A 19,382-nucleotide genomic window follows, 5' to 3' on the forward strand; every position below is an offset into this window, starting at 1 on the left:
TTTATAATGTTTTATTTTTAGATTTTATGTGTATAACTTTTATTATCCATCTACTCTTTACTCAAAAGGCCGTCTGAAAAATCAAGAATAATCAGGTATAATCGACACAATATTTATTTTCAGACGGCCTTTGTGCCGAAGGATACTTTCATGAGCAAAAAACGAGTTTTAACAGGCGTTACCACAACAGGTATTCCACACTTGGGCAACTACGTCGGTGCCATCCGCCCGGCCATCCGCGCGGCGCAAGATTCCAATACCGAATCATTCCTCTTTTTGGCCGACTATCACGGCATCATCAAATGTCATGAGCCGGAAATGATTCATCAATCTACTCAAGCTGTTGCCGCCACATGGCTCGCCTGCGGACTCAATCCGGAACAGACCACTTTCTACCGTCAAAGCGATATTCCCGAAGTGATGGAGTTGAACTGGATTCTGACCTGTATTACCGCAAAAGGCCTGATGAACCGCGCTCACGCTTATAAAGCCGCAGTACAGGCAAATACCGAAAACGGTCAGGAAGATCCGGATCATGGCGTGGAAATGGGTCTGTACAGCTACCCTATCCTCATGACTGCCGACATTCTTATGTTCAATGCCCATGAAGTACCAGTCGGTCGCGACCAAATCCAACACGTTGAAATGGCACGCGATATTGCCGGCCGCTTCAACCACCGCTTCCAAGAACTCTTCACCCTGCCAGAAGTGAAAATTGACGAAAATGTCGAACTCTTGGTCGGCTTGGACGGACGCAAAATGTCCAAGTCCTACGGCAATACCATTCCGCTTTGGGAAAACGACAAGAAAACCCAAAAATCCGTTAACAAAATCATCACCAACATGAAAGAGCCCGGCGAACCGAAACAGCCTGATGAAAGTCCTCTGTTTGAAATCTACAAAGCCTTCTCCACGCCGTCTGAAACTGCCGAGTTTACACAAATGCTGGCCGAAGGCCTTGCTTGGGGTGAGGCTAAGAAACTCTTGGGCGCAAAAATCAATGCCGAGCTCGCAGAACCGCGCGAGCGTTACAATGAGTTGACAGCCAAACCCTCTCAAATTGAAGACATTTTGCAGGCCGGCGCACAAAAAGCGCGTAAAGAAGCACGCGAATTGTTGGATAAAGTACGCGATGCAGTAGGTATTCGTCCGTTGAAATAATAATAGTAAGGCCGTCTGAATATTTTAGACGGCCATAATATCGTTTATCATTTGAAATATAATCGTTTTCTAGGGTTTCTCATATGAAAAAAACCTTCCCCCTTATCTTGCTCAGCCTTTCATTGGCTGCCTGCGGCGGTAAATCTGAAGATACTGCCGCCAATGATGCTGCTTCAGGCAAAGCGCCCAAGCCTACCTTCAAAGTTAAATATATCGATGAACAAGCCATAGCCGGTTTGGATTTAGGTACAGCTCAAGACGGCGAAACGAAAGAAGGTAAGAAACAACGCACCTATCCGATTAACGGCATAGAGGGCGGTGTTATCAATCTGATTGGTAAGCACCCTACCGACTTAGAAGTCATCAGCGGCCAATGCATGGAAAAAAATGAAAAAGGCGTTTCAGCCGGCTGGTCAGCCAACGGCGTCTGCCACACTGCCTTTGCAAAAATGGTGGACAATATCGCCCAAGACGGCAGCAAACTGACCGACTATCTGATTTCACACGCTGCTTTGCAGCCTTATACCGAGGGCAAAAGCGGTTATGCCGCCGTCCAAAACGGCCGCTATATTTTAGAAATTGACAGCGAAGGCATGTTCTATTTCCGTCGCCGTCATTACTAAAATCCTGCCTATCCTATTTTCCTCCTGACACAAGGACTGAATCATGGCTCAAGTTACTTTCCAAGGCTCTCCTATTTCTACAAACGGCAATTTGCCTGCCATCGGCCAAGTTGCACCTGATTTCACATTGGTAGCAGCAGACCTATCTGAGAAATCATTGGCTAACTTTGCAGGCAAACGCAAAGTGCTGAATATTTTCCCTAGCATTGACACCGGCGTATGTGCCCAGTCCGTCCGCACTTTCAACAAATGCGCCTCTTCTTTGGACAATACCGTCGTCTTGTGCATTTCTGCCGATTTACCGTTTGCACAAGCCCGTTTCTGCGGCGCAGAAGGTTTAGAAAATGTTGTGACACTTTCTACATTCCGCAGCAGCTTTTCTAACGATTACGGTGTTACACTGACAGAAAGCCCATTACGTGGCCTTACTGCCCGCGCAGTGGTGGTTTTGAACGAGCAAAACCAAGTTCTCCACGCTGAATTGGTTTCTGAAATTGCGAACGAGCCTGACTACGAAGCAGCTTTGGCTGTTTTGTAATTAACCAAATAAAATCAGGCCGTCTGAAAATTTTCAGACGGCCTGAGACCTTTGCAAAATTCCTTTTCCCCCGACAGCCGAAACCTAAACAAAGATTTTCGGCTGTTTGTGTTTCAAATATCCACTGATTCTACCCAAATACCCCCTTAATCCCTCTTGGATACCTGATTAATCAGGCATCCAACCGCCTTTTAGGCAGCAACAGGCGCACTTAGCCTGAGACCTTTAGCTTATCTTCAAAATAAAAACGGTAGCTTAAAAGCTACCGTTTTCTGTTTCAAACCTTATACAGATTTATCTGTTTTGTCTGCTTCTACTGACTCAGTATTCTGAACCTCATTTTGCTCAACAGGTTCAACAGCTTCAGCAACAGGAGCTTCAGGCTCTTCTACTTTGTCATCGCGGACATTGTGGCTGTAATCCTTAGGCGGACTAGGCTGTTTACCAGCCATAATTTCCAAAACTTGGTCTCGATCGATGGTTTCCCAATCCATCAGTGCCCTGCACATGGTTTCCATCTTATCACGACTTTCATCCAAGATTTTGTAAGCCACTTGGTATTGCTCTTCTAAAATACGGCGGATTTCCGCATCGATATCTTGTTGGGTTTTCTCGGAAATATTTTGAGAACGGGTTACGCTACGACCCAAGAATACTTCACCTTCGTTCTCAGCATAAACCATCACACCCATTTTGTCGCTCATACCATAACGCGTTACCATCTCGCGTGCCATTTGAGTTGCACGCTCGAAGTCGTTAGATGCACCGGTAGAAATACGGCCAATAAAAATATCTTCAGCAATACGGCCACCAAACAAGATTGAGAGCTGGCTCAGCATTTGGTCTTTGTACATACTGATGCGGTCACGCTCAGGCAGTTGCCAAGTCAAACCCAATGCACGGCCACGAGGCATAATCGTTACTTTGTGAACCGGATCGGTAAACGGCAGGCTTTCCGCTACGATTGCATGACCGGCCTCATGATAGGCTGTTGCACGTTTTTCATCTTCGTGCATCACCATGCTGCGACGTTCCGGACCCATGTAGATTTTGTCTTTCGCATCTTCAAAGTCGCTTTGATCAACTTTAACTTTATTGCGACGGCCGGCAAACAAAGCTGCTTCATTGACCAAGTTTGCCAAATCCGCACCTGAAAAACCAGGTGTACCACGAGCCAAAGAAGTCAAATCTACGGAGGCATCCAAAGGTACTTTTTTAGCGTGTACTTTTAAGATTTGCTCACGGCCACGAATATCAGGCAATGGAACAACGACTTGACGGTCAAAACGGCCCGGACGCTGCAACGCAGGGTCAAGTACATCAGGACGGTTGGTTGCTGCGATCACAATAACAGTTTGGTTGCTTTCAAAACCATCCATTTCAACCAATAATTGGTTTAATGTTTGCTCACGCTCATCATTGCCACCGCCCAAACCGGCACCACGCTGACGGCCGACCGCATCAATTTCATCAATAAAGATGATACATGGAGCGTTTTTCTTGGCCTGCTCGAACATATCGCGGACACGGCTCGCACCGACACCGACAAACATTTCTACGAAGTCAGAACCTGAGATACTGAAGAATGGCACCCCTGCCTCACCAGCAATCGCTTTGGCCAGCAATGTTTTACCCGTACCAGGGCTACCAGCCAACAAAATACCACGCGGCACACGACCGCCTAAGCTTTGGTAACGATTGGGGGCTTTTAAATAATCTACGATTTCTTGTACTTCTTCTTTTGCCTCATCACAACCGGCAACATCGGCAAAAGTCACTTTATTGGAATCTTTATCCAACAAACGCGCACGGCTTTTACCAAAAGAGAAGGCGCCGCCTTTACCGCCACCGCCGCTTTGCATGCGCATGAAGTAGAACCATGCACCGATCAACAACAAAACAGGCAGCAGGCTGTAAAACAGACTGGCCAGCATGCTTGGTTTTTCTTCCGGAGTCACTTTGACGCGTACTTTGTTATCCAACAGTGTTTTAACCAAGTTGTCATCCAAAGGCGCATTGGTATAGAAGGCAGTTTTATCGGTGCGCTCACCTTTAATCAGATAGCCGCTGACAACAGATCCTTCAATATTGACATTGGATACTTCGCCACTATTAACTTGCTGAATAAATTGAGAATATTCGATTTGCTGTTTATCTTCCTGCTTATCGCTGAGTGCATTGAATGCTGCTAAAAGCATAGCACCACCCACTACCCAGACTAATATGTTTTTAATGGTATTCCCCACTGAACAGGCTCCATGGTTACAAAATAAATAAAATCAAGGGAAAGAATTTTAAAGCACCTACCCTACATTGTCAGCGTTTATTTTTACCTAATAGGTAAATCTCACTGGAACGATTGCGGGAAGCATCCGGCTTTCGAGTTTGTACACTGGCAAAAATTTCACGCATAGCCGCCGTATACTCTTGATAACCCGCGCCTTGAAACACCTTCACTAGAAAACTGCCTCCGGTTTTCAAATGTTGGGAGGCAAAATCCAAAGCCAGTTCACACAAATAAAAACTGCGTGCCTGGTCTGTTACGGCATTGCCTGACATATTGGGTGCCATATCACAGATTACAAGGTCTAACGGACGATTATCCAATAAGGCTTCAAACTGTTCCAAAACAGCATCTTCCCTAAAGTCGCCCTGAATAAACGACACGCCTTCAATAGCATCCATCGGCAAAATATCCAAAGCAAACACTGCCCCTGTTTTACCGACCAGCTTGGCCGCTACCTGTGACCAACTTCCCGGCGCGCTGCCCAAATCCGCCAAAACCGTACCCGGCTTGATTAATTTATCTTTTTGATTGATTTCCAATAATTTATAAGCCGCTCTGGCACGATATCCGTCTTTTTGTGCCATATGGACATAATGATCGTTGACGTGCTCATGCAGCCATGCTTTTGAAGATTTTGAGCGTACAGCCATCTTGATTTGAAATGCTTAAGTTGAAATCAGCATTGTACGTTATTTCCCCCGTAAATGTTCTAAATCGCGTACAATATAGCCATTATTCTTTTTAATTGGATACTTATCAAAATGAGCGACAACAAACTAAGCACCAAAGAAATTTTGGCCTTGAAAGCCCAAGCACACCACCTTCATCCCGTTGTTATTGTTGGCCAACAAGGTTTGACCGACTCCGTCATTAAAGAAACCGACGCCGCATTGACAGCACACGAATTGATTAAAGTCCGTGTTTTTGGCGATGATCGTGCTGAACGTATTGAAATTTGTGATGCCCTGTGTGAAACACTGGGTGCTCAACTGGTGCAACATATTGGCAAATTACTTGTTTTGTGGCGTAAAAAACCGGATGATAAATAATTTAAACTGAATAAACAGCAGAAGTATTTTCTCAACCCACTTTATCATATCCTTCTGTTGTATTTATGCAGCATAAAAAAAATTATTCCATTATTCTAAGTATAAAAGTACAAATACGGTTGCCTGTTTTTGTAAATAACCTCAAAATTACAAAATCATAACGGCCGCACCCTGTCGGCCGATTATTTTATTCCTAATCCTTCACAAAATATAAAAGCAAACCGATGAATGCTCAACAATATGAAGAATCTTTTCTGCTAGCAGAAAAATTAATCACTCAAGACCCACCTGACTTTGCACGAGCCATCCCATTGCTCTGCGAAGCAGCAGAAGCCGGGCATGTTGAGGCTGCATTTCAGCTGGCAGGATGCCTGTTCGAAAACCAAGAAAACGAACAAGATTTAGCAATTGCAGTTGAATATTTAAAACAAGCGGCAAGAGCCGGTCATCCCTATGCCCGCTACAATCTTCTCCAATTACAAGAAAATAACGGCGCAGAAGTAGAAACGCTTATTTCAGCCTATCAAGAACTTGCCAAAGAAGACTTGGTCCCGGCCCAGCTGCGCCTGATGCGTTTATATGCGGATAGCGGCAATGACCAAGAAGCAGTCAAATGGGCATTGAAAGCTGCCGAGCAACAAAACCCTCAGGCGCAATATTTCTTAGCCCAACACTACCAATACTCAAGCACCCCTGATTTAGAATACTCCCATAAACTCTACCAGCAATCTGCCGCACAGGGGTTTATTGCAGCACACTGGCAACTTGGTCTTCAATATAAATTGGGTCAAGGTGTCGCACAAAATCCTGAAAAAGCAATCGAACATTTACGCATTGCCGCCAATTACGACATTGTTCCGGCGCAAACTTCTCTTGCAGAACTCTTAGTCGCATCAAATCCTGCTGAAGCATTGGAATGGTTTGAAAAAGCTGCCGCACAAGGTGACAGCAATGCGCATGTAGCACTTGCCGAAATCTATCTTTTGGGAAAAAACACCGAGCGAAACCCTCAAAAAGCCTATCAACACGCCAAGTCTGCTGCGGACCAAAATGATCCGGAAGGCTTGCGCCTTTTGGGAGATATCCATCGCTACGGATTGGGACGAGCAGTTGATGCAAACACCGCCCGTCAGTATTATCAACGCGCAGCCGACTTAGGCAATCTTGTCGCTTACCAAAAACTTCTATCTGACAGTGCGTTGAATAACCAGCAAAACTATGAGTTAACCAAAGAAATCGCCCTCCAACGTCAAGAGGCCGAGCGCCTATACAAACTGGCATTTGCAGCGCACTATGGCTTAAAACGTCAACAAAATTACGCTGAAGCACTGGATCTATACCATCAATCCGCAGAACATGGACACAGCAAATCCCAAACCAATCTTGGCATGATGTATTACAGTGGACAAGGTGTACCTGTCGACTATGCCCAAGCTGCAAAATGGTTTGAAGCTGCAGCCAAACAAAGGGATACAATGGCCCAATATAATCTTGCCTGTCTCTATTACCACGGCCTAGGTGTAGAGAAAGACATCAATAACGCATGTTTTTGGCTGCAAGAAGCCATCCAACATGGACATGAGCAGCAAGATGTTCTCAAAGAGCTTTTAGCTCAATGGAAGCAATTTGCCCAAAAATCCTCTGCAGTTTAAAGGCCGTCTGAAATTCTAACTTCCTACATAAATGACATGTTCAGAGCTAAACTAAAAGCCTGTACATGTCATTTTTTCATTTACTCTTCCTAAATAATTATCATCTTCAAATCCCATTTCCTCTTAATCTCTTTAAAGTCTTCAGACGGCCTATTCTCTTTGTAAAGAATCAGATAATCTAAATTTTCTCTTTCAAACCCTAAATCCAATATAAACTTTCAATTTAAAACGAAATTTGAAAAATATTTTTCGTATTCGAATCCATTTACTCAAATATCTGATGCTTTTTTACTGTATCCACTCAATATCCCGATTTAAAAACAAGCTCCATAACTCTTTTAAAAAATCTTATTTTAACCTTTACATCCTATCAATATCTACAGCATGATTTGCCAGTTTGCCCAATTACTGATAGCATTTGCAGGTTGGCCGGTTCGCAAAAAGTTCTATTCTTTCTGATTTTTCATCAATGGTTATAACGTATTGAAAACATTTCAGTAATTAAGACTTTTTCGAATTTGACTCTAGGAATTTTCGTTTTTAACTCATATATGTTCACAAACGAAAATATCGGAGTAATACTCCGTCATTGAAAAACACTCAACACAAGGATAGATATTATGTCCACCCAATTACACGATGTTGACCCAATTGAAACCAAAGAATGGTTAGACGCGTTAAGCTCTGTTTTAGAATATGAAGGCAGCGAACGCGCCCAGTATCTGCTGGAAAGTTTGGTCAAATACAGCCGTGACAAAGGCATCCGTATGCCCCATGGCACCACTACTCCATACTTGAACACCGTTTCCGTTGAAGACGAAAAAGGCATCCCTGGCGACCAAAACATCGAACACCGTATCCGTGCATTCGTTCGTTGGAACGCTGCCGCTATCGTTTTGCGCGCAGGTAAAAAAGATTTGGAATTGGGTGGACACATTGCATCTTTCCAATCAGCCGCCACTATGTACGAAGTCGGCTTCAACCACTTCTGGAAAGCTAAAGGTGAAGGCGAAGAAGGCGATTTGGTATTCTTCCAAGGCCACGTTGCCCCTGGTATCTACGCACGCGCTTTCGTTGAAGGCCGTCTGACTGAAGACCAATTGAACAACTTCCGTCAAGAAGTTGCCGGTCATGGTCTGCCTTCCTATCCTCACCCTCACCTGTTGCCTGACTTCTGGCAATTCCCAACCGTATCTATGGGTCTTGGCCCATTGATGGCGATTTACCAAGCCCGTTTCCTGAAATACTTGGAATCTCGCGGCCTAGCTAAAACCAAAGGCCGTAAAGTATGGGTATTCTGTGGCGACGGCGAAATGGATGAACCTGAAAGCCAAGGTGCTATTGCTCTGGCTTCACGCGAAGGCTTGGATAACCTGGTATTCGTCATCAACTGTAACCTGCAACGTTTGGACGGTCCAGTACGCGGTAACGGCAAAATCATTCAAGAGCTGGAAGGCAACTTTGCCGGCGCCGGCTGGAATGTTGTGAAAGTCATCTGGGGTCGTCGTTGGGACCGCCTCTTGGCAAAAGACAAAGATGGCATCCTGCGCAAACGTATGGAAGAGTGCCTGGACGGTGACTACCAAACTTACAAATCCAAAGACGGTGCATACGTTCGCGAACACTTCTTCAATACGCCTGAACTGAAAGCATTGGTCGCCGATATGACTGATGAACAAATTTGGGCATTGAACCGCGGTGGTCACGACCCTCAAAAAGTGTACAACGCTTACGACCGCGCAGTGAACCACGCCGACGGCAAACCTACTGTCATTTTGGCTAAAACCATTAAAGGTTACGGCATGGGTGCATCCGGCGAAGGTCAAAACGTTGCTCACCAAGCCAAGAAAATGGACAAAGCTTCTCTGAAACAATTCCGTGATCGCTTTGACATTCCTGTTACCGACGAGCAAATCGACAGTGGCAACCTGCCTTACCTGACTTTTGCTCCCGACAGCGAAGAATACAAATACCTGCATGCACGCCGTGAAGCTTTGGGTGGCTACCTGCCTCAACGCAAACCTACCCAAGAAGTTCTGGAAGTGCCTGAACTGTCAGCATTTGAGACTCAACTGAAATCCAGCGGTGACCGTGAATTCTCAACCACCATGGCTTTCGTCCGCATCCTGTCTACTTTGTTGAAAGACAAAAAAATCGGCAAACGCGTGGTGCCTATCGTTCCAGATGAAAGCCGTACGTTCGGTATGGAAGGTATGTTCCGTCAATACGGTATTTGGAACCCTAAAGGCCAACAATACACTCCTCAAGATAAAGACCAACTGATGTTCTATAAAGAATCTGTTGACGGTCAAATCTTGCAAGAAGGTATTAACGAACCAGGTGCTATGGCTGACTGGATTGCTGCTGCGACCAGCTACGCAAACAACGACTTTGCCATGATTCCTTTCTACATCTACTACTCTATGTTCGGTTTCCAACGCGTCGGCGACTTGGCATGGGCAGCAGGCGATATGCATGCACGCGGTTTCCTGCTGGGTGGTACAGCCGGCCGTACAACACTGAATGGCGAAGGTTTGCAACATGAAGACGGCCACAGCCACATTCAAGCAGATTTGATTCCAAACTGTGTAACTTACGATCCGACATTCCAATATGAAGTAGCCGTTATCGTACACGATGGCTTGCGCCGTATGTATGTTAACCACGAAGACGTGTTCTACTACATCACCCTGATGAATGAAAACTATACCCATCCGGACATGCCTGAAGGCGTAGAACAAGACATCCTGAAAGGTATGTACTTGCTGAAAGCCGGCGGCAAAGGCGATAAAAAAGTCCAATTGATGGGTTCCGGTACCATCCTGCAAGAAGTCATTGCCGGTGCCGAATTGTTGAAAGCCGACTTCGGCGTAGAAGCAGACATCTGGTCTTGCCCATCATTCAACCAGCTGCACCGCGATGCCATCGAAGTGGAACGCTTCAATCGTCTGAACCCATTGGAAACTGCAAAAGTACCGTTTGTTACTTCTCAACTGCAAGGTCATGACGGTCCGGTTATTGCCGCTACCGACTACATCCGCAGCTATGCTGACCGTATCCGTGCCTACATCCCTAACGACTACCACGTCTTGGGTACCGATGGCTTCGGTCGTTCCGACAGCCGTGCCAACCTGCGCAGCTTCTTCGAAGTTGACCGCTACAACGTTGCCGTTGCTGCATTGAGCGCTCTGGCCGAACAGGGCAAAGTCAGCAAAGAAACCGTTCAACAAGCCATTGAAAAATATGGTATTAAAGCCGATGCAGCTCCTAGCTGGAAACGCTAATTGATGTTTCAGACGGCCTGTTAACATTAGGCCGTCTGAAAACCAAATGTTTGAATGGTTTGAACAGACAAACTGTACCGATGCCGTGTGAAACAGTTTTCAGACGGCATCAAACTGAAAATATTAAAGGAACTCAAATGAGTATCGTAGAAATCAAAGTCCCTGATATCGGCGGTCATGAAAACGTCGACATCATCGCTGTAGAAGTTAAAGCAGGCGACACCATTGCCGTTGACGACACCCTGATTACTTTAGAAACCGACAAAGCCACTATGGACGTACCTGCCGATGCAGCCGGTGTCGTGAAAGAAGTTAAAGTTAAAGTTGGCGATAAAATCTCTGAAGGCGGCGTTATTCTGACCGTTGAAACCGATGCCGCCGCTGCCGATGCAGCCCCGGCTCCTGCAGCTCCCGCTGCCGCTCCTGCCGCAGCCCCTGCAGGCGGGGCAACTGTAAAAGTTGTTGTCCCGGATATTGGCGGTCATACAGATGTAGACATTATTGCCGTTGAAATTAAAGTTGGCGACACTGTTGCCGTTGACGACACTCTGATTACTCTGGAAACCGACAAAGCCACTATGGACGTACCATGTACAGAAGCCGGTGTTGTTAAAGCCGTATTTGTAAAAGTTGGCGACAAAGTATCTGAAGGTTCTGCCATTATCGAAGTAGAAACCGCCGGTTCCGCCGCAGCTGCTCCTGCTCCTGCCGCTCAAGCTGCCGCACCTGCTCCGGCTCCTGCTGCTCCCGCACCAGCCGCTACGCCTGCTCCAGCTGCACCTGCAGCTGCCAAAATTGACGAAGCTGCTTTTGCCAAAGCCCATGCAGGTCCTTCCGCACGTAAACTGGCGCGCGAATTGGGTGTAGATTTGGGTCAAGTTAAAGGTACCGGTCTGAAAGGCCGTATCATGGGCGAAGACGTTAAAGCCTTCGTTAAATCCGTTATGCAAAGCGGTGCAGGCAAACCTGCCGCTGCCTCTTTGGGCGGTGGTCTGGACTTGTTGCCATGGCCTAAAGTTGACTTCTCTAAATTCGGCAGCGTCGAAGTTAAAGAACTGTCTCGCATTAAGAAAATCTCTGGTCAAAACCTGTCTCGCAACTGGGTTGTGATTCCTCACGTTACCGTACACGAGGAAGCGGATATGACCGAATTGGAAGAATTCCGCAAACAGCTGAACAAAGAATGGGAACGCGAAGGCGTGAAACTGTCTCCATTGGCCTTCATCATTAAAGCCTCTGTTGCTGCACTGAAAGCCTTCCCTGAATTCAACGCCTCTTTGGATGGCGACAACTTGGTGCTGAAAAACTACTTCAACATCGGTTTCGCAGCAGACACGCCAAACGGCTTGGTTGTTCCAGTAATCAAAGACGTGGATCAAAAAGGCTTGAAACAAATCAGCCAAGAGCTGACCGAATTGTCTAAAAAAGCCCGCGAAGGCAAGCTCAAACCACAAGAAATGCAAGGCGCATGCTTTACCATTTCCAGCTTGGGCGGTATCGGCGGTACAGGCTTCACGCCAATCGTGAATGCTCCTGAAGTTGCCATCTTGGGCGTGTGCAAATCCCAAATTAAACCGGTTTGGAACGGCAAAGAATTCGCTCCTCGCCTGATGTGCCCATTGAGCCTGTCCTTCGACCACCGCGTCATCGACGGTGCCGCCGGTATGCGCTTTACCGTATTCCTGGCTAACCTGTTGAAAGACTTCCGCCGCATTACTCTGTAATCCGAGCATTTTCAGACGGCCTTTTTACTCAGGCCGTCTGAAAAAAGAAGTCCGAACATCATTCAGAAAGATTAGACATGAGCTTAGTTGAATTAAAAGTGCCCGACATTGGCGGTCACGAAAACGTAGATATTATTGCGGTTGAAGTAAATGTAGGCGACACCATTGCTGTGGACGATACCCTGATTACTTTGGAAACCGATAAAGCCACTATGGACGTACCTGCCGAAGTTGCAGGTGTCGTTAAAGAAGTTAAAGTTAAAGTCGGCGATAAAATCTCCGAAGGCGGCTTGATTGCAGTCGTTGAAGCCGAAGGTGCGGCTGCCGCTCCTAAAGCCGAAGCACCAGCTGCTCCTGCGCAAGAAGCACCTAAAGCAGCCGCTCCTGCTCCTCAAGCTGCTCAATTCGGCGGTTCTGCCGATGCCGAATACGACGTAGTTGTATTGGGTGGCGGCCCTGGCGGTTATTCTGCTGCATTTGCCGCTGCTGACGAAGGCTTGAAAGTTGCCATCGTCGAGCGTTACAAAACTTTGGGCGGCGTTTGCTTGAACGTTGGCTGTATCCCTTCCAAAGCCCTGTTGCACAATGCTGCCGTTATCGATGAAGTGCGTCACTTGGCTGCCAACGGTATCAAATACCCAGAGCCTGAACTCGATATCGACATGCTGCGTGCTTACAAAGACGGCGTGGTTTCCCGTTTGACTACCGGTTTGGCAGGCATGGCCAAAGGCCGTAAAGTAGACGTTATCCAAGGCGACGGCCAATTCTTAGATCCGCACCACTTGGAAGTGTCGCTGACTACCGGCGACGTGTACGAGCAAGCGACTCCTACCGGCGAGAAAAAAATCGTTGCCTTCAAAAACTGTATCATTGCAGCAGGTAGCCGCGTAACCAAACTGCCTTTCATTCCTGAAGATCCACGCATCATCGATTCCAGCGGTGCACTGGCTCTGAAAGAAGTACCAGGCAAACTGTTGATCATCGGCGGTGGTATTATCGGTCTCGAAATGGGTACGGTTTACAGCACTTTGGGGTCTCGCCTGGATGTTGTTGAAATGATGGACGGCCTGATGCAAGGCGCAGACCGCGACTTGGTTAAAGTATGGCAAAAACAAAACGAATACCGTTTTGACAACATCATGATCAACACCAAAACTGTTGCTGTTGAGCCTAAAGAAGACGGCGTTTACGTTACTTTTGAAGGTGCAAATGCGCCTAAAGAGCCACAACGTTACGATGCCGTATTGGTGGCTGCCGGTCGTGCGCCTAACGGCAAACTCATCAGCGCCGAAAAAGCAGGCGTTGCTGTAACTGACCGCGGCTTCATCGAAGTGGACAAACAAATGCGCACCAACGTGCCGCACATCTACGCTATCGGCGACATCGTCGGTCAACCGATGTTGGCACACAAAGCCGTTCACGAAGGCCACGTTGCTGCGGAAAACTGTGCCGGCCATAAAGCCTACTTTGACGCGCGCGTTATTCCGGGTGTTGCTTACACTTCTCCTGAAGTGGCATGGGTTGGCGAAACCGAGTTGTCTGCCAAAGCTTCCGGCCGCAAAATTACCAAAGCCAACTTCCCATGGGCTGCTTCCGGCCGTGCAATTGCCAACGGTTGCGACAATGGTTTCACCAAGCTGATTTTTGATGCTGAAACCGGCCGCATCATCGGTGGCGGTATCGTTGGTCCTAACGGCGGCGATATGATCGGTGAAGTCTGCTTGGCGATTGAAATGGGCTGTGATGCCGCCGATATCGGTAAAACCATCCACCCACACCCAACCCTGGGAGAATCCATCGGTATGGCTGCGGAAGTGGCATTGGGCGTATGTACCGACCTACCGGCTCAGAAAAAGAAATAAGTTCACTCAAATAAAATTTGAACGAACTTGATGGAACAAAGGCCGTCTGAATGTTTCAGACGGCCTTTTTGCAAACAAGGAGACTTAATATGAAAAAAATCGAAGCTATTATCAAACCTTTCAAACTCGACGATGTACGCGAAATCCTGACTGAAATCGGCATTACCGGCATGACCGTCAGCGAAGTCAAAGGTTTCGGCCGCCAAAAAGGCCATACGGAAATTTATCGCGGCGCAGAATACGCAGTTGATTTCCTGCCTAAAGTGAAAATCGAATTGGTATTGGCTGACGACAAAGTCGATCAGGCTGTTGATGCCATTTTAGAAACCGCACATTCCGGCAAAATCGGTGACGGTAAAATCTTCATTTATCCGGTTGAAGAAGCTATCCGTATCCGTACCGGTGAACGCTCGGAAGCAGCGCTTTAATAGAAATCGCAAAACACAGAATACAAATGCCGTCTGAAAATAAGTCGTAGCGTGGTTTGCTCAGGACTTATTTTTCAGACGGCATTAATTGAATACCCCCCATTCTCTAAAGTCTATCCAAGTAAACCTATTATCGAAAACTTCACGCTATCAAGCATGGAGGAGTTCGAGGCAATGCTTCACCTGACCTTCGTGAACGACTTTACCGTATCAAATAACTCTTTCCAAAGCAGGGCTAACCCCAATCCCATACTTGCAAAACCTCAACGCCCTCCTTTTAAAATCAATTCTTCGCATTTTTTCCTATTCTTGTTGTTGCCTAACTTTTCAGACGACCCCTTTCTTTATCCAAACTCCGTTATAATGACGGCTTTAAAATTAATTTATCCAAAGACAGTCTTATCATGAAACACATCCACATTATCGGTATCGGCGGCACATTTATGGGCGGCGTAGCGGCTATTGCCAAAGAAGCAGGTTTTAAAGTCAGCGGTTGCGACGCAAAGATGTATCCGCCGATGAGCACCCAGCTTGAAGCCTTGGGCATAGACGTACATGAAGGTTTTGATGCCGCTCAATTGGACGAATTTAAAGCCGATATTTACGTTATCGGTAATGTTGCCAAACGCGGCATGGATGTGATTGAAGCCATTTTGAATAAAGGCCTGCCTTACATTTCCGGCCCGCAATGGCTTGCTGAAAACGTATTACACCATCATTGGGTACTCGGTGTAGCCGGCACACACGGCAAAACGACTACCGCCTCCATGCTCGCCTGGGTCTTGGAATATGCCGGTCTCGCTCCGGGCTTCCTGATTGGTGGCGTACCGGAAAACTTCAGCGTTTCCGCCCGTCTGCCACAACCCCCGCGCCAAGACCCTAACTCAAAATCCCCATTCTTCGTTATCGAAGCCGACGAATACGATACTGCCTTTTTTGACAAACGCTCCAAATTCGTACACTACCGTCCGCGTACCGCCATTTTGAACAATCTTGAATTCGACCACGCCGACATTTTTGCCGATTTGGGCGCCATTCAAACCCAATTCCATCATTTGGTACGCACCGTGCCGTCTGAAGGCCTCATCGTCTGCAACGGCCAACAGCAAAGCCTGCAAGATACTCTGGATAAAGGCTGCTGGACGCCCGTAGAAAAATTTGGTACCGAACAAGGCTGGCAGGTTGGTACCGTCCATGCCGACGGCTCGTTCGACGTACGTCATCACGGCGAAACAGTCGGACACGTCGCGTGGGAACTGATGGGCGAACACAACCGTATGAACGCCCTCGCCGTTATCTCCGCTGCACGTCATGCCGGCGTCGATATTCAGACGGCCTGCGAAGCTTTAAGTGCATTTAAAAACGTCAAACGCCGTATGGAAATCAAAGGCACGGTAAACGGCATCACTGTTTACGATGACTTTGCCCACCACCCGACCGCCATCGAAACCACTATCGAAGGTCTGCGCCAGCACGTCGGTAACGCACGCATCCTCGCCGTCCTCGAGCCACGTTCTAACACTATGAAACTCGGTACCATGAAAGCCGCCCTGCCCGCAAGCTTAAACAATGCCGACCAAGTGTTCTGCTACGCCGGTGGCGTGGACTGGGACGTCGCCGAAGCCCTCGCGCCTTTAGGTGACAAACTGCACGTAGGCAAAGACTTCGATGCCTTTGTTGCCGAAATTGTGAAAAATGCCGAAGCAGGCGATCATATTTTGGTCATGAGCAACGGCGGTTTCGGTGGAATACACGGGAAGCTGTTAGAAGCATTGAAATAGCCTTCTCCAATAACTAAGGCCGTCTGAAAAGTTTTCAGACGGCCTTTTATCATATGCCAATTTAAAATCTATATTTACAAAAAATGTTTTGGTAATACCCAAATAACACTCATCTATTATTTGCCCGTACATACTTGCTCAAGACCATTTTTCCATTATGCATTGCCAACCCACTCAAAAATCTGATAATAATGCAGACAACATCTAAGCCGTGCATATATCATGAAACACAAAATAGCCTTTAAGCCCATAGTTCTCAGTATTGCGCTTTCTATCCTTCTGATTACAACAGTTGTATTTTTTGCTCGTCATCACAATTCTATCCTAAGTATTAATACCGATTTCCTACAACAAAAAATTACCGAACCCAAAGGACCATCACCGAAAATCGTACAATCTGCGCGCAACCAAATCGGCAAAACCCTTCGTTACGACCCAGCTTACACGAAGCTCACTTATCCGATGGGAGATGTGCCGATATCAAAAGGCGTTTGCACAGACGTCATTATCCGTGCCTTGCGCGACCAAAATATAGATTTGCAAGAGCTTGTTTATCAAGACATGAGTCGGAATTTTTCCGTCTATCCGAAACGCTGGGGTTTGAAACAACCTGATACCAATATCGACCATCGCCGCGTGCCTAACCTAATGACTTATTTCACGCGTCAAGGCTGGGCCGTTCAAGATGCAAACTATCAAGCTGGCGATATTGTAACTTGGGAACTGAAAGGCAACCGTCCCCATATCGGCATCGCCTCCGATCGAAAAATCGATGACAGGCCACTGATTATCCATAATATCGGTTCAGGAACCCGTGAAGACGATGTCCTCTACCGCTACACCATTACCGGACATTTCAGACTTCCCGTTCAATAAATCCTGGTGCTAAGCTCTAAATACCTAGTTTTGCATCTGAAAAACCATAGAGCAATAAAAAAGGCCGTCTGAAACCATTTCAGACGGCCTTTTACTTTTACCTAACCCTCTTTATTTAACCGCAACCGCCACATTTGCCGCAGCCGCTGCTGCAGTCGCGTTTTTTCGGTTTGAATACGAATTTTCGCAAGAGGAAGAATACGCAGGCGAGCATAATCAAGCCGACGATAATATATTGAGTCATGATGATAGTATCCTTGAAGAAATTTGGTAAACCACGAATGCGGCAAAATAAGCCATCAGGAACAAATAGCCTGTAATCATAAGCATATTTTTCGTGGATTTGGTTTCGCGTCTAATCACGGTCAAAGTCGCGGCACACATCGGAGCATACACATACCAAGCCAAGAAGGCAAAGGCAGTCGGCAAGCCCCAGTTGTTGTGTATGATGGGAATTAATGCGTTTTGTACGGCATCTTCAGACGACGCGCTGACGGCATAAACGGTACCCAATGCGGCAACGACCACTTCGCGCGCGGCAATACCCGGAATCATGGCGATACACATTTCCCAAGTAAAGCCCAAAGGTGCAAAAAACGGCTGAATAGCATGACCAAGCGTACCTGCCAAGCTGTAATCGATGGCGGCACCGGTTGCGCCTTCAGGCGGTTGCGGCCAGCTTACCAAGCCCCACAGAACCACGGCCAACGCAAAAATGATGGTACCCGCGCGTTTCAGGAAGGCTTTTACCCTATCCCACAAGCTGGTCATGATGTGTTTGAAGTTAGGCGTACGGAAAGTCGGCAATTCCATCAAAAGTGGGAATTGTTGCACATTGCCTTTCATCCGCGCCAAGCGTTTCATGATATACGCTGCCAATGCAGCCGACAGAATGCCTACGATATAAAGAATAAACAATGTCAGGCCTTGCAGGTTGAAAATCCCACCCACTGTACGGTCAGGAATAACAGCGGCGATAATCAGCGCATACACTGGCAAACGTGCGGAACAAGTCAGCAACGGCGCAACCGCGATGGTAACAAGGCGTTCGCGCGGGTCGTTAATGGTACGCGCCGACATCACGGCAGGAACGGCACAGGCAAAGCTGGACAAAAGGGGAATAAACGAACGGCCGGACAAACCGCTTTTTGCCATGACGTTATCCAGCAGGAAGGCTGCACGCGGCAGATAGCCTGAGTCTTCCAATAGCAGGATAAAGGCAAACAAAATCGTAATCTGCGGCAGGAACACCAACACGCTGCCCAAACCGGCAATGACGCCGTTGACGAGCAAGTCGCTGAGGATGCCCGGCTCCATGTTGGCGCCTATCCATTCGCCCAGCGCGGTAAAGCCACCTTCGATGGCGTCCATAATCGGCGCCGCCCATGTGTAAACCGCTTGGAACACCATAAACAGGATGACCAGCAGCATAATCATGCCCCAGACGGGGTGCAGCACGATGTCGTCGAGTTTTTTGTGCCATGCGGGCAGCGTCATCTGGGTGCGTACCACTTGTGCCAAAATCGATTCGACTTCTTGATAAAGTTTGTCGCTATCCAGCGCATCGAGCGTGCGTTCGGCAGAGGCGGGGTTTGCGGGGAAAGAGCGTTTGCGCGGCAGCTTCGCCACGGCTTCGCGTACAGCCTGTACACCCGACGCGCTCACTGCAACTGTTTCCAAAACAGGTGCATCCAACAACTCGCTCAGTTTGGCCGCGTCGATATTCAAGCCCCTTTTGCGGGCCACGTCGCTCAAATTCAGCGACACCACCATAGGCAGTCCCAGCGTTTTCAGTTCCAAAATCATGCGCAGGGTCATACGCAGGTTGGTCGCGTCGGCAACGGCAATAATGGCATCGGGCGGAATGCCCATCTTGCCTACCATTACATCTTTCGCCACCGCTTCGTCGGGGCTGGTCGTGCGTAGGCTGTATGTGCCCGGCAGGTCGATAATGCGGACGGCCTCGTCGTCGAGGAAGGCGCCCTCGCGCTTATCGACAGTTACGCCCGGATAATTGGCAACCTTGGCATGTGAGCCGGTCAAACCGTTGAACAAAACGGTTTTGCCGCAGTTTGGCGCGCCAATCAAGGCAAAATAGCTTAGTTCCATCATTTTTC

General features: G+C 47.5%; 15 protein-coding genes. 11 read left to right on the top strand and 4 right to left on the bottom strand.

The window, feature by feature from the left end; genetic code table 11:
• Window positions 1-150 precede the first annotated feature (150 nt).
• From trpS to tpx, 3 genes are all read left to right on the top strand, one after another.
• Window positions 151-1,161 carry a tryptophan--tRNA ligase gene (gene trpS, locus ACTHTG_RS00375; protein ID WP_004520609.1) on the top strand — a complete coding sequence of 337 codons (1,011 nt, stop codon included), beginning with the start codon at window positions 151-153 and terminating at the stop codon, window positions 1,159-1,161.
• Window positions 1,162-1,244: 83 nt separating this feature from the next.
• The gene (locus ACTHTG_RS00380) at window positions 1,245-1,784 is read left to right on the top strand and encodes a hypothetical protein (protein WP_004520610.1); all 540 of its coding nucleotides are present in this window, start codon (window positions 1,245-1,247) and stop codon (window positions 1,782-1,784) included.
• A 43-nt stretch (window positions 1,785-1,827) separates the two neighbouring features.
• Complete coding sequence (gene tpx, locus ACTHTG_RS00385; protein ID WP_004520611.1) at window positions 1,828-2,322, top strand: thiol peroxidase; 495 nt, start codon at window positions 1,828-1,830, stop codon at window positions 2,320-2,322.
• 284 nt (window positions 2,323-2,606) lie between these two features.
• On the opposite strand, the gene ftsH is transcribed toward tpx, so the two are convergent.
• Window positions 2,607-4,568, bottom strand: coding sequence for an ATP-dependent zinc metalloprotease FtsH (gene ftsH, locus ACTHTG_RS00390; RefSeq protein WP_004520612.1), 1,962 nt, complete (start codon window positions 4,566-4,568; stop codon window positions 2,607-2,609).
• Window positions 4,569-4,638: 70 nt separating this feature from the next.
• A complete protein-coding gene (locus ACTHTG_RS00395; protein ID WP_004520613.1) occupies window positions 4,639-5,259 on the bottom strand; it encodes an RlmE family RNA methyltransferase in 621 nt (206 codons plus the stop codon).
• A 111-nt stretch (window positions 5,260-5,370) separates the two neighbouring features.
• On the opposite strand from ACTHTG_RS00395, the gene yhbY reads away from it, so the two are divergent.
• The 8 genes from yhbY to ACTHTG_RS00435 all read left to right on the top strand — a co-directional run bounded on the left by yhbY (window position 5,371) and on the right by ACTHTG_RS00435 (window position 17,265).
• Window positions 5,371-5,658 (top strand): ribosome assembly RNA-binding protein YhbY, encoded by a 288-nt coding sequence (yhbY, locus tag ACTHTG_RS00400; RefSeq protein WP_004520614.1) that lies wholly within the window; start codon window positions 5,371-5,373, stop codon window positions 5,656-5,658.
• Between the two features lie 224 nt (window positions 5,659-5,882).
• Window positions 5,883-7,310, top strand: coding sequence for a tetratricopeptide repeat protein (locus tag ACTHTG_RS00405; RefSeq protein WP_004520615.1), 1,428 nt, complete (start codon window positions 5,883-5,885; stop codon window positions 7,308-7,310).
• A 620-nt stretch (window positions 7,311-7,930) separates the two neighbouring features.
• Window positions 7,931-10,594 (top strand): pyruvate dehydrogenase (acetyl-transferring), homodimeric type, encoded by a 2,664-nt coding sequence (gene aceE / locus ACTHTG_RS00410; RefSeq protein ID WP_004520617.1) that lies wholly within the window; start codon window positions 7,931-7,933, stop codon window positions 10,592-10,594.
• Between the two features lie 137 nt (window positions 10,595-10,731).
• Window positions 10,732-12,318, top strand: coding sequence for a dihydrolipoyllysine-residue acetyltransferase (gene aceF, locus ACTHTG_RS00415; protein ID WP_440360414.1), 1,587 nt, complete (start codon window positions 10,732-10,734; stop codon window positions 12,316-12,318).
• Between the two features lie 77 nt (window positions 12,319-12,395).
• Window positions 12,396-14,180 (top strand): dihydrolipoyl dehydrogenase, encoded by a 1,785-nt coding sequence (gene lpdA / locus ACTHTG_RS00420; RefSeq protein WP_049344805.1) that lies wholly within the window; start codon window positions 12,396-12,398, stop codon window positions 14,178-14,180.
• 89 nt (window positions 14,181-14,269) lie between these two features.
• Window positions 14,270-14,608, top strand: a complete 339-nt coding sequence (locus tag ACTHTG_RS00425) for a P-II family nitrogen regulator (RefSeq protein WP_003683576.1) — start codon at window positions 14,270-14,272, stop codon at window positions 14,606-14,608.
• Between the two features lie 404 nt (window positions 14,609-15,012).
• On the top strand, window positions 15,013-16,389 hold the full coding sequence (mpl, locus tag ACTHTG_RS00430) for a UDP-N-acetylmuramate:L-alanyl-gamma-D-glutamyl-meso-diaminopimelate ligase (protein WP_049344804.1): 1,377 nt from the start codon (window positions 15,013-15,015) through the stop codon (window positions 16,387-16,389).
• 222 nt (window positions 16,390-16,611) lie between these two features.
• Window positions 16,612-17,265: a DUF1287 domain-containing protein gene (locus tag ACTHTG_RS00435; RefSeq protein WP_440360415.1), complete on the top strand. Its 654-nt coding sequence runs from the start codon at window positions 16,612-16,614 to the stop codon at window positions 17,263-17,265.
• Between the two features lie 115 nt (window positions 17,266-17,380).
• On the opposite strand, the gene ACTHTG_RS00440 is transcribed toward ACTHTG_RS00435, so the two are convergent.
• Window positions 17,381-17,509, bottom strand: coding sequence for a FeoB-associated Cys-rich membrane protein (locus tag ACTHTG_RS00440; RefSeq protein WP_003683546.1), 129 nt, complete (start codon window positions 17,507-17,509; stop codon window positions 17,381-17,383).
• Window positions 17,506-19,374 (bottom strand): ferrous iron transporter B, encoded by a 1,869-nt coding sequence (gene feoB, locus ACTHTG_RS00445; protein ID WP_070608305.1) that lies wholly within the window; start codon window positions 19,372-19,374, stop codon window positions 17,506-17,508. Before feoB ends, ACTHTG_RS00440 begins: the two co-directional genes overlap by 4 nt.
• Window positions 19,375-19,382 lie beyond the last annotated feature (8 nt).

The sequence above is a fragment of the Neisseria sp. P0017.S009 genome (assembly GCF_051957375.1).
Classification (GTDB): domain Bacteria; phylum Pseudomonadota; class Gammaproteobacteria; order Burkholderiales; family Neisseriaceae; genus Neisseria; species Neisseria perflava.

Coding starts and splice junctions, on each gene's coding strand:
- ACTHTG_RS00440 (WP_003683546.1), bottom strand. CDS start 17,509: ATGACTCAATATATTATCGTCGGCTTGATTATGCTCGCCTGCGTATTC.
- trpS (WP_004520609.1), top strand. CDS start 151: ATGAGCAAAAAACGAGTTTTAACAGGCGTTACCACAACAGGTATTCCA.
- ACTHTG_RS00435 (WP_440360415.1), top strand. CDS start 16,612: ATGAAACACAAAATAGCCTTTAAGCCCATAGTTCTCAGTATTGCGCTT.
- lpdA (WP_049344805.1), top strand. CDS start 12,396: ATGAGCTTAGTTGAATTAAAAGTGCCCGACATTGGCGGTCACGAAAAC.
- feoB (WP_070608305.1), bottom strand. CDS start 19,374: ATGGAACTAAGCTATTTTGCCTTGATTGGCGCGCCAAACTGCGGCAAA.
- ACTHTG_RS00380 (WP_004520610.1), top strand. CDS start 1,245: ATGAAAAAAACCTTCCCCCTTATCTTGCTCAGCCTTTCATTGGCTGCC.
- mpl (WP_049344804.1), top strand. CDS start 15,013: ATGAAACACATCCACATTATCGGTATCGGCGGCACATTTATGGGCGGC.
- ACTHTG_RS00395 (WP_004520613.1), bottom strand. CDS start 5,259: ATGGCTGTACGCTCAAAATCTTCAAAAGCATGGCTGCATGAGCACGTC.
- ACTHTG_RS00425 (WP_003683576.1), top strand. CDS start 14,270: ATGAAAAAAATCGAAGCTATTATCAAACCTTTCAAACTCGACGATGTA.
- aceF (WP_440360414.1), top strand. CDS start 10,732: ATGAGTATCGTAGAAATCAAAGTCCCTGATATCGGCGGTCATGAAAAC.
- aceE (WP_004520617.1), top strand. CDS start 7,931: ATGTCCACCCAATTACACGATGTTGACCCAATTGAAACCAAAGAATGG.
- tpx (WP_004520611.1), top strand. CDS start 1,828: ATGGCTCAAGTTACTTTCCAAGGCTCTCCTATTTCTACAAACGGCAAT.
- yhbY (WP_004520614.1), top strand. CDS start 5,371: ATGAGCGACAACAAACTAAGCACCAAAGAAATTTTGGCCTTGAAAGCC.
- ACTHTG_RS00405 (WP_004520615.1), top strand. CDS start 5,883: ATGAATGCTCAACAATATGAAGAATCTTTTCTGCTAGCAGAAAAATTA.